The organism is Rhabdothermincola sp., assembly GCF_036846205.1.
In the GTDB taxonomy this organism is placed as follows: domain Bacteria; phylum Actinomycetota; class Acidimicrobiia; order Acidimicrobiales; family Acidimicrobilacustridaceae; genus Rhabdothermincola.
Genome location: NZ_DAIUCK010000025.1, coordinates 22701 through 32851 on the forward strand (window position 1 = coordinate 22701; position 10151 = coordinate 32851).

The 10151-nt window shown below is 70.6% G+C and carries 11 protein-coding genes; 4 read left to right on the forward strand and 7 right to left on the reverse strand.

The annotated features are described in order from the left end of the window. Positions 1–5: 5 nt before the first annotated feature. A complete protein-coding gene (locus V7004_RS05595; protein ID WP_334142661.1) occupies positions 6–1004 on the forward strand; it encodes a DUF6183 family protein in 999 nt (332 codons plus the stop codon). Between the two features lie 64 nt (positions 1005–1068). On the opposite strand, the gene V7004_RS05600 is transcribed toward V7004_RS05595, so the two are convergent. Beyond that, positions 1069–2367 (reverse strand): D-arabinono-1,4-lactone oxidase, encoded by a 1299-nt coding sequence (locus tag V7004_RS05600; RefSeq protein WP_334142662.1) that lies wholly within the window; start codon positions 2365–2367, stop codon positions 1069–1071. 35 nt (positions 2368–2402) lie between these two features. Here V7004_RS05600 and V7004_RS05605 point away from each other — a divergent pair, with 35 nt between their 5' ends. Next, positions 2403–3158 carry an alpha/beta fold hydrolase gene (locus V7004_RS05605; RefSeq protein WP_334142663.1) on the forward strand — a complete coding sequence of 252 codons (756 nt, stop codon included), beginning with the start codon at positions 2403–2405 and terminating at the stop codon, positions 3156–3158. Between the two features lie 35 nt (positions 3159–3193). Here V7004_RS05605 and V7004_RS05610 read toward each other — a convergent pair whose 3' ends face one another. Next, on the reverse strand, positions 3194–4162 hold the full coding sequence (locus tag V7004_RS05610; RefSeq protein ID WP_208027158.1) for an electron transfer flavoprotein subunit alpha/FixB family protein: 969 nt from the start codon (positions 4160–4162) through the stop codon (positions 3194–3196). A 14-nt stretch (positions 4163–4176) separates the two neighbouring features. Beyond that, positions 4177–4959 (reverse strand): electron transfer flavoprotein subunit beta/FixA family protein, encoded by a 783-nt coding sequence (locus V7004_RS05615; RefSeq protein WP_208027159.1) that lies wholly within the window; start codon positions 4957–4959, stop codon positions 4177–4179. Between the two features lie 75 nt (positions 4960–5034). Here V7004_RS05615 and V7004_RS05620 point away from each other — a divergent pair, with 75 nt between their 5' ends. After that, complete coding sequence (locus tag V7004_RS05620; protein WP_334142664.1) at positions 5035–6015, forward strand: diacylglycerol/lipid kinase family protein; 981 nt, start codon at positions 5035–5037, stop codon at positions 6013–6015. On the opposite strand, the gene V7004_RS05625 is transcribed toward V7004_RS05620, so the two are convergent. Beyond that, entirely contained in the window at positions 5969–6661 is a 693-nt protein-coding gene (locus V7004_RS05625; protein WP_334142665.1) for a glycerophosphodiester phosphodiesterase, read from the reverse strand. The two genes, V7004_RS05620 and V7004_RS05625, sit on opposite strands and share 47 nt — an antisense overlap. Before the next feature lie 201 nt (positions 6662–6862). On the opposite strand from V7004_RS05625, the gene V7004_RS05630 reads away from it, so the two are divergent. Beyond that, on the forward strand, positions 6863–7159 hold the full coding sequence (locus V7004_RS05630) for a WhiB family transcriptional regulator (RefSeq protein ID WP_334142667.1): 297 nt from the start codon (positions 6863–6865) through the stop codon (positions 7157–7159). A gap of 25 nt (positions 7160–7184) precedes the next feature. On the opposite strand, the gene V7004_RS05635 is transcribed toward V7004_RS05630, so the two are convergent. From V7004_RS05635 to V7004_RS05645, 3 genes are all read right to left on the reverse strand, one after another. Next, entirely contained in the window at positions 7185–8708 is a 1524-nt protein-coding gene (locus V7004_RS05635; protein WP_334142669.1) for a sensor histidine kinase, read from the reverse strand. Positions 8709–8739: 31 nt separating this feature from the next. Beyond that, positions 8740–9051, reverse strand: a complete 312-nt coding sequence (locus tag V7004_RS05640) for a hypothetical protein (RefSeq protein WP_334142670.1) — start codon at positions 9049–9051, stop codon at positions 8740–8742. A 25-nt stretch (positions 9052–9076) separates the two neighbouring features. Then, on the reverse strand, positions 9077–10151 hold a 1075-nt coding region (locus V7004_RS05645; RefSeq protein WP_334142671.1), incomplete at its 5' end, for an ArsA family ATPase.

A 10151-nucleotide genomic window follows, 5' to 3' on the forward strand; every position in this document is an offset into this window, starting at 1 on the left:
GCGGTATGGGCACCGGGCGGTCGGTCAACGAGGAGCTGGTCGAGCTGGGCGACCTCGACGAGCTGGTGCGCCACATCGACCGCTTGTGCCGGGCGACCGACTGGGACGGCCTGCTGGACCTGCGGAACCGCTGCCGAACCGCGCTCGAACGGGGCAGGCAGCTCTGGCCCGCGGCCTCACACGCCGAGTACCGGCTCGCCCTGGAGGCACCCGGTCCGATCGCCGCACGGATGGTGGTGCCGGGCGCCGGCCACCTCTCGCTCGGCCCCCTGACCGAGGTGGTGGCATCGACCCACAGATGGGAGGAGCTGGCCGACCACCTGCCCGACGGACCGACCCGAGCGGTCACCGCACACGAGCGGGTGGTCCGTGGCGAGGACCTCACCGGCGACGACCGCATCGACCGCCACGTCATCGACCTCCCGCTCGCCCTGCAGCCGTGGGAGCCCCGCTACCCCGTGGCCGAATACCTCGCGCACGAGGCCCACTTCCCCCCACCGCCCCTGCCGGACCGTCATCCGGTCGTGCTGCCCGCGCCGAGCCTGGCGGTCGAGCGGATCGAGGACCCGGAGACGATCCACGCCCTCGCCGAGCTCACCCGGGCATGGACCGCGGAGTCGAACGGGCGATCCGAGGTGGTCGCGGTGCGCGGTGACGCCCGCTGCGCCATCGCCGCGCTCGGGCCCCCGCGGGCCCGCCTGGCGGAGCTCAGCGGGGCGGAAGCCCTGGCGTGGATGGCCTGGGCCGCGGCCTCGGGAGGCGCACACGGGCGCCGACGCGGCATGGCCCGTGGCCGCTTCGACGCCTGGTGGGCCCTGGCCTCGATGGCCGGCCTGGTCGAGGACTGGCCGCTGCCACCCGACGAGCTGGGGGCCGCGGCGGCGGAGCTGCGCTGGTTCGCGTGGGACGCCTGGGAGCCCGAGACCGGATGGCGGTTCCACCTGGCGGTCGAGGATCCCCTCGAGGATCTGGCCTGGGCGGTCGCGGCCACCGATGCGGCCTGACCACCCCCCGAACTGTTCACCCACACGCGCCCGAAACCGCGCATCGCTGAACAGTTCGGGGAGGTCAACCACCGACGGGGCCGAGGACCCGCTCGACATACGGGGTGCTGAACACGCCACCAGGGTCCAAGCGGGCGCGAACCTGCTGGAACTGGTCCCATCGCGGGTAGCGGGGCGCGAGCGACGACGCGGTCTGGAAATGCAGCTTGCCCCAGTGGGGGCGGCCGCCGTAGTCGTCCATGATGCGCTCGACACCCCGGAAGTACTCCTCGTAGGGAGTCCCGCGATAGACGTGCACCGCGACGTAGGCGCTGTCGCGCCCGTAGGCGGTGCTGAGCGGGATGTCGTCGGCGGCGACGAAGCGAACCTCGACCGGGAAGCTGATCTGCATGCCGAGCTGCCCGACGTGGGCGCGCACGCGCCGGAGCGCCTCCACGACCGTCGATCGGGGGATGGCGTACTCCATCTCGTAGAAGCGCACCAGGCGCGGGCTGGCGAACACCCGGTAGCTGAGGTCCACGTAGTCGGCCGATCCCTTCGACGGCAGCCGCTTCGCCACCTTCGGGATGAGGTGGTTCCGCCACGCTCCGATACGGCACATCGCGCCGAACAGCACGTTGTCGTAGAACACGTCGTCCCGCCATGCCCGCCAGCGCGGTCGCGGTCGCACGGGCTCGTCGGTGCGCCGGTTGCGCTTGGTGAGCGCCCAGCGGGTGTTGGGGATCCAGAAGAACTCGAAGTGATCGTGGCCCTCGAGCTCGTCGTCGAGTCGCTCGAGCAGCGCGTCGACGGGCTCCGCTCCCTCGACGGCGTGGAGGTTGAACGCCCGCACGCACTGCAACGTCACCTCCGAGACGAGCCCGACCGCCCCGAGCCCCACCCGGGCCACCTCGAGGATCTCCGGCTCCGTGTCCCGACCGCAGGCCACGACCTCGCCGCGGCCGTCGACGAGCCGCATGCCGATGATGGCGCTGGAGAGGTTGCGGAACCGGGCACCGGTGCCATGGGTGGCGGTCTGGGTGGCGCCGGCGACCGACTGGTAGGCGATGTCGCCCAGGTTCTCGAGCGCGAGCCCGTGGGCCGCCAGCTCCTGGTTGAGGCGCCACAGCGGGATCCCCGCCTGGACGGTCGCGGTGCAGCGCTCGGTGTCCACCGCCCGCACTGCCGCGTAGTCCCGGAGGTCGACGAGGTAGTCGTCGGTGCACACCAAAGGCGTGAACGAGTGCCCCGCACCCACCACCCGGACGGTCCGCCCCTCACTCGCGGCGCGGCGCACGATCGACCTGAGCTGGTCCTCGTGGCGGGGACGCTCGATCGCCGCCGGCACGCACGCTTGGTTCCCCGCCCAGTTGCGCCACCTCACCCCTCGATCTTCGCAGACGCGCTAGACCTCTCCGGATGCCGGTGCTCACCTCACCAGACGGGCTACCACTCTTCTACCGCGACGACGGCGACGGTCCAGCCGTGGTGCTGCTGCACGGCCTCACCGCGGACGGCGAGATGAACTGGGAGTGGACCGGGATCGGGCCAGCGTTGCGCGCCGGCGGCTTCCGCACCATCGCGCTCGACCAGCGGGGGCACGGGCGCTCCGCCAAGCCGACCGAGCCGGACGCCTACCGCGACGAGCGGTTCGTAGCCGACGTGCGGGCCCTGCTGGACCACCTCGGGATCGACCGTTGCGGCCTGGTCGGGTACTCGCTGGGCTCCCTCGTGGTGCTGCGCGCCACGCCCGACGAACCGCGTGTGGTCGCGGTGGTGCTGGGGGGCATCGGCGAGCGCGACATCCACACCACCGACCACTCCACCGACGGCGAGGCCCTGGCCCGAGCGATGGAGATCGACGACCCCGACGAGATCGAGGATCCCGAGGCTCGCGGCTTCCGGGAGTGGGCCGATGCCAACGGAGCGAACCGAGCCGCGCTGGCGGCCCTCGCCCGCGGGCGCGGGCGGGACCCGTTCGACCTGGCCGCGATGGCGGTGCCCGCCCTGGTCATCGCCGGTGCCGACGATCACCTGGCCGGGGACCCCTTCGCCCTCGCGCACCGGCTACCCGTTGGCGAGGGGCGATGCCTCGCCGGGGACCACACCACCGCGCTGGCCGACCCTTCGTTCGGGGGCGAGATCGTGCGCTTCCTCAGCCATCACCTGCGCTGAGGAAGCGCACGGCCACGACCCGGGCCCCGGGGCGCTCAGCGGGACTTGAGCGCGTCGATCAGGGCGGGGAGCACCTTGTGCACGTCACCCACGATGCCGAGATCGGCGATCGAGAAGATCGGTGCCTCCTCGTCCTTGTTGATGGCGATGATGTTCTTGGAGCCCTTCATCCCCACCATGTGCTGGGTCGCACCGGAGATGCCGGCCGCGATGTACACGGTCGGCTTGACCACCTTGCCCGTCTGGCCCACCTGGTACGAGTAGGGAACCCAGCCGGCGTCGACGATCGCCCGGGACGCCCCGGGAGCGCCACCGAGGAGCTTGGCCAGCTCCTCGATCATGGCGTACTTCTCGGGGTCGCCCAGGCCCCGGCCACCGGAGACGACGATGTCCGCCTCGTCCAGCGACGGGCCCTCGCGTTCCTCGACGTGGCGGTTGAGGATGCGAGCAGTGCCAGCGGCACCGGTGTCCGGGACCGCGATCGTCTCCACGGCGGCCGGGCCGCCGCCGGAAGGCTCGGCCGCGAAGGACTTCGGCCGGACCAGCACGAGGTAGGGCTGGCCACCGGTGAACCTCGTCTTCACGTTGGTGGTGCCGCCGAAGACCGGCTCGGTGCACACGATCGAATCGCCGTCGAGCTCGAGGTCGACGTTGTTGGTGATCACGGTCTTGTCCAGCTTCGCCGACAGCCGGCCGGCCACGTCGCGACCGTCGTAGCTCGTGCCGAAGAGGATGGCCGCGGGAGCGGCACCCCCCTCGATGAGCGCCGCGATCGCCGCGGCGACGGGGACACCCTGGAGCGCGCCGCCGAGGTCACCGGTCGTGTAGACCTTCGTCGCGCCGTAGTTGCCGAGCTCGCCGGCGATGGCCTCGGCGTCGCCGCCGGCGTAGACGGCCTCCACCGTGCCCGCCAGCTCACGGGCCTTCGTCAGCAGTTCGAGGGTCGTGGGCGAGACCTTGCCGTCGGAGGCCTCGGCGAAGACCCAGATCGTGGACAGAGTCATGGTTCGCTGGCCTCCTAGATGACCTTGAGGTTCTCGAGGTACTGGATGATCTTCTCGAAACCGTCGCCTTCGTCGACGTACTTCTCGCCTGCCTCCCTCGCCGGTGCGGCCTCGATCGAGGTGATCTCCTGCCCGGCGCCGGCCCAGCCGACCTGCGAGGCGTCGAGCCCCAGGTCGGCCACCGTGACCTCGTCCACGGGCTTGCTCTTGGCGGCCATGATCCCCTTGAAGGACGGGTAGCGAGGCTCCACCACGCCCGCGGTGACCGACACCACGGCGGGGAGCGGCGCTTCGACCTCGTCGTAGCCCGCATCGGTCTGCCGCTGCACCTTCACCTTGCCGTCTGCGATCTCGATGTGCTTCGCGAAGGTGACCGACGGCAGGTCGAGCAGCCCGGCGATCTGCTCGGGGACGGTCCCCGTGTAGCCGTCGCTGGACTCGGTGGCGGTGAGGATGAGATCGGCGCCCTCCACCCGCTTGATGGCCGCGCTCAGGACCTTGGCGGTGCCCAGGGCGTCGGAGCCCGCGAGGGCGGGATCGCTGATGAGGATCGCCTTGGCCGCCCCCATCGCCAGGGCCGTCCGCAGGCCCGCGGTCTCGCTGTTGGGGGCCATCGACACCAGCGTGACCTCGCCGCCACCCGCCGCGTCGACCAGTTGCAGGGCCATCTCGACCCCGTAGGAGTCGGACTCGTCGAGGATGAGCTTCCCGTCTCGCTTCAGGGTCTTGGTTTCGGGATCCATCTGGCCCGGGTCTGCCGGATCAGGGATCTGCTTGACGCAGACGACAACGTTCATGGGCGACAGTCTGCGTGCCAGCCGCGGAACCGGCCAAATCCGTGCGGGGAGCGGTGCTGCTACCGTCAGCACGCGGTGAGGGTGCTGCTCATCGTCAACGCCAACGCCTCCTCGGTCACCGCCCGCACCCGTGTCGTCATCCAGAAGGCGCTGTCCGCCGACCATGACGTCACCACCGCCGAGACCAGCCGCAGAGGCCATGCCACCCGGCTCGCGCAGGGCGCGGCGGCCGACGGCGTGGAGCTGGTGGTCGTCCTGGGCGGCGACGGCACGCTGAACGAAGCGGCGAACGGACTGGCCGGCAGCCACACCGCCCTCGCCGCGCTACCAGGGGGCTCGACCAACGTCTTCGCCCGCACCCTGGGCCTCCCGGACGACCCCGTGGAGGCCACCGCGGCGACCATCGACGCCCTGGCCCGACGTTCCATCCGCCGGGTGGGGCTCGGGTCGGTCAACGGTCGCTACTTCCTCTTCCACGTCGGCATGGGCTACGACGCGGCCGTGGTCGCCGAGGTCGAAAAGCGCGAATTCCTCAAGCGTTGGGCCAGCCACGCCTGGTTCGCCTGGTGCGCGATCGACACCTGGCTCCGCCACTACGACCACTCCCGGCCACGGTTCGCGGTGCACCACGCGGACGGGACGATCGTCGACGACGCCTACTTCGCGCTCTGCCTCAACACCAACCCCTACACCTACCTCGGCCGGCGCCCGTTCACGGTCGGGACCGAGGCGACGCTCGACCGCGGCCTCGTGATGCTCACCTTCCGGACCCTCGCGCTCGTGCCCTTGCTCGGGCTGGCGGCGTCGGCACTGGCCACCGGTGAGCACCTCCGCCGGAGCCACCACACCGACTACCGCACCGACCTGGCCGAGGTGCGGGTCACCGGCCACGGGCCGTTCCCCTACCAGGTCGATGGCGACTACCTGGGCGAGACCACCGAGCTGCGCTTCACCCACTGTCCGGGGGTGCTCGACCTGGTGATCCCAGCGGCGAACGCCACGGGCCCGCTCACCCAGACTCGAGGATGGCGCGGAGGCGATCCGGCACGTTGGTGATGATCCCGTCGACGCCGAAGGCCACCAGCTCGGCCAGGCGTTCGGGATCGTCGACCGTCCAGACGTTGACCGCCAGCCCCGCCGCGTGCGTCTGCGCGACGAGCTCGGCGGTGACGAAGTGGTCCCACGGGTTGAGCGCCTGATGGCCGCCAGCGGCGGCGGTGGCCACCACCTGCTCGGGGCTGCTGAGGTCGAATGCGAGCAGGCCGGTCGGGAGCTCGGGGGCCAGCTCGCGCACCCGGGCGATGGATCCAGGATCGAACGAGGTGATCAGCACCCCGTCGAGGGCCATGCCCGCGAGCACCGCGACGACGGCATCGGCCACCTGACGATCCTCGTCCCAGTCGGGCTCGCCCGGCGCGTTCTTGATCTCGATGTTCACCCCCATGCCGTCACAGGCCCCGAGCGCCGCGTCGAGCAGGGGGACGTCGTCGGGCAGCTCGGCAGCGAGCAGCTCGACGATGGCCCGGCCGTCGGCCAGATGCGGGTCGTGGTGCACGGCCAGCGCCCCGTCGGCGGTGCGGCGGACGTCGAGCTCCACCCAGTCGGCACCGAGTCGGCGAGCCGCGGTGAACGCGGCGATGGTGTTGCCGGGTGGCACGGCCTGGGAGGCTCCCCGGTGGGCGACCACGAGGGGACGCGTCACCTTGAACCTCGTGACAAAGGCCACACGGTCGAAAAACACGGCGCCAACCCCTTGAAACGGAGTTCTGAACTCTGTAGGTTGCCGATGTCCCAGCCACACGCCGTTTCCCTCACAACGCGGTGGCATGTGAACAGCTTCACGATTGGTGTTTCCAGCACCGCGCAGAGCACCCGTCGCGAAGCCCGATGACGTGGAGGCACCGTGGCCCTCACCGCTTCTCGCTCGCTCGCGTTGTCCGTGGCCTCGGATGACTGGCGTGCGCTCGCAGCCTGCCGGGACACCGATCCCGACCTCTTCTTCCCCGTCGGTACCACTGGGCCCGCCATCGAGCAGATCGAGGCCGCCAAGGCCGTCTGCGCCGACTGCGAAGCCCGCCAGCCCTGCCTGGAGTTCGCGCTGACCACGAACCAGGACTCCGGCATCTGGGGTGGCACCTCGGAGGAGGAGCGCCGCAAGCTCCGACGGCAGTGGCTCGCGGCCAAGCGCCGGGCATCCTGAGACCGACCAACCCCCGTTTCGAACCTCAACGGCCTCCCTCCTCGGGAGGCCGTTGCGCGTCCGGGGACCCGCTCGACAGCGGAACCTTGATGTCGACCACGGTGCCCGGCCGACCGACCTGACCGTCGGCCCGATAGAGCTCGATCGTCCCGCCCAGCTCGGTGGTCACCAGCGTCCGGACGATCGACAGTCCCAGGCCGGTGCTGGCCTCCATCGAGAACCCTTCAGGCAGGCCCACCCCGTCGTCGATCACCTGCACCCGCAGCATCACCCCGTCGTTGGACAGGTCGACGATCACCTTGCCCCCGGCCTGGTCGAGCCCGGGCGGGTACGCGTGGTCGACCACGTTCTGCAGTGCCTCGGTGAGCACCACGGCGAGGGGTGTGGCCATGGTGGCAGGCAGCTTGCCCGCGTCGCCCTGCACCACGAAGGTCAGGGGATGCTCAGGAGAAACCAGACCCTCCTCGACCATGCGCACCAGCGGCCGCACGATCTCGATGAAGGGCACATCATCGCCCCCTTCGTGGGAGAGCGTCTCGTGCACCAACGCGATCGACCGGATGCGCCGAACCGACTCCTCCACCGCGGCCTTCGCCTCCGGTGAGGCGAGCCGCCTGCCCTGCAGCCGCAGCAGGGAAGAGATCGTCTGCAGGTTGTTCTTCACCCGATGGTGGATCTCCCGGATGGTGGCGTCCTTCGACAGCAGCAGGCGATCGCGCCGGCGCAGCTCCGAGATGTCACGCAGTAGGACCAGCGCCCCGGTGGTCACCCCCTGCTCGATCAGAGGGATGCAGCGGAGCAGGACGGTGATCTCGGGACCACGCTCGATCTCCTCGGTGGCCGGGACCCGCTTGCTGAAGGCGGTGCGGATGGCAAGCTCCTGCAATCCCAGCTCGCCCAGCCGCATCCCTTCGGTGTTGGCGTGGACCCCGATCCGGTGCAGGGCAGACACCGCGTTCGGCGACGCGTACGCCACCCGCATGGTCTGGTCGAGGAGGATCACCCCGTCACCCACCCGCGGGGCCTCCTCCGTGGGTCCCTCCTCGCCGGCGAAGGGGAAATCACCGGCGGCGATCATGCGCGCGAAGCGGTTGAAGACCTCCACGTAGGTCCGTTCGAGCTCGCCCGGTTGGCGGCCGATCGTCGGCGCGGACTCCCGAGTCATCACGCCCACGGTGCGGCCGCGGTGGCGTACCGGGATGCACAGCTCACGCACCGGCTCCCGGGACGCTTCGCTGGTCACCTCACCGTCGATGATGGCGTCCAACTCGAAGCAGCGTGACACGAGCGGTCGCTCCGCAGCGCTGAGCGTGCGACCGACCCAGTCGCTGCGGTAGAGGGTCTGGCCGGTGGTGGGCCGGATCTGCCCCAGCACGATCAGCCTCCGCCCCTCGGCACCCGGCACGTGCTCGGCCTCCGCGAAGAGCATCAGGTCGGCGAAGCAGAGATCGGCGAGCAGCCCCCAGGACGCAACCAGCCGCTGCAGATGATCGATGTCGGCCGCGGTGAGCGACGTGTGGAACCGGGCGAGCTCCGCGAGGCTGGCCATAGGCCAGCCAGTCTGCCGCAGGTGACAGCGATCAGGCGCCGGGATCCGCCGACTCGGTGCCGCCCCGGGCTGCCTTCGCCCCCTCGATCTGAGCCTCGCTGATCTCCCAGCGGAACAGGCAGGTGGGGCAGTGCAACTGCATCACCCGCTGGACCAGGTCCAACCGGTCGATGTAGCCCCATGCTTCGCACCGGGGGCAGAGGGTGGGCAGCCCCCACTCCAGGTTGCCGGGCGGGAGCGGATCGCGCAGGTCGACGACCGCTTCGTCCGTGAGGGGCGCGGGCGACTCCGGTCGGGTTGATCCGGACTTCCCGGTGCGCGGGCGTCGCCGGAACGACGGCATGGACGCATCCTACTCCTCCAGCGGCTCAACGCCAGATGGCCTCACCGAGCCGCAACAGGCCCACGATGTCGAAGATGTCCCGGTCGAAGAACGGGGCCGACGCCACGATCTCGGGCACCCGGCCGAGCTCCTTCCGCTGCTCCGCCTCCCGGCTGGCCACGATCCGGTAGTTGACGAAGCTCTCCCCGATCTCCCGCAGCACCCGCTCCACGTCAGCTGCGTCGCCGATCCCGTCGGCCAGCTCCGCGGCGATGGGCCCCGCCTTCCGGCACAGGGTCTCGGCCGACGCCATCGCCGCGTCGTCGAGCAGGTAGGAGGGAAGCACCTTGTTGAGCACCAACGCGCCGAGGTGCAGCTCGCGGCTGTCGAGGGCCTCGATGAAGAACTCGGCCTCCCGCACCGGCGCCTCCTCCAGGGTGCTGACCACCACGAAGGTGGTGCGGCGATCGGCGAGGGTGCGGGTGACCGCCTCGGCCCGCTCCACGAAGCCGTCGTACATCGTCTGGAAGAGGATGAAGAACTCGGCGATGTCCTCCAGGAACTGCGAGCCCAGGATGCGGTCGGCGATGGTGTAGAAGGGCCGGGATGCCGCGTTGACCAGGCGTGAGCGGTACGGGGTGATGAGCCAGCGCAGGAGGCGGCTGCTGAAGAAGTCCGCCATCCGCTCGGGAGCTTCGAGGAAGTCGATGGCGTTGCGGGTCGGAGGGGTGTCGACGACGATGAGGTCGTAGCGACCCGAGGAGTGGATCTCGTACAGACGCTCCATGGCGATGTAGTCGTGGCTCTGCACGAACTTGCCGGTGATGTTCTGGTAGAGGGGGTTGGCCAGGATGGCGTCTCGGGTCTGAGGGTCGGGGGCATGGGTGCGCACCAGCGAATCCCAGGACTCCTTGGTGTCGAGCATCGCCACCCACAGCTCGCCCCGAGGCGCCACCCCCGCTTCGGTCAGCAGCTCCTGAGGGACCGGCCGCTCGACGTTGCCGAACCGCTCGAGGCCCAGCGCGTTGGCCAGGCGCTTGGCCGGATCGACGGTGAGGACCAGCACCTTGCCCCCGATGTGGGTCGCGGCCATCGCCCCGAGCGCCGCGGCGGTGGTGGTC

Coding starts and splice junctions, on each gene's coding strand:
- V7004_RS05595 (WP_334142661.1), top strand. CDS start 6: ATGGGCACCGGGCGGTCGGTCAACGAGGAGCTGGTCGAGCTGGGCGAC.
- V7004_RS05605 (WP_334142663.1), top strand. CDS start 2,403: ATGCCGGTGCTCACCTCACCAGACGGGCTACCACTCTTCTACCGCGAC.
- V7004_RS05610 (WP_208027158.1), bottom strand. CDS start 4,162: ATGACTCTGTCCACGATCTGGGTCTTCGCCGAGGCCTCCGACGGCAAG.
- V7004_RS05615 (WP_208027159.1), bottom strand. CDS start 4,959: ATGAACGTTGTCGTCTGCGTCAAGCAGATCCCTGATCCGGCAGACCCG.
- V7004_RS05635 (WP_334142669.1), bottom strand. CDS start 8,708: ATGGCCAGCCTCGCGGAGCTCGCCCGGTTCCACACGTCGCTCACCGCG.
- V7004_RS05640 (WP_334142670.1), bottom strand. CDS start 9,051: ATGCCGTCGTTCCGGCGACGCCCGCGCACCGGGAAGTCCGGATCAACC.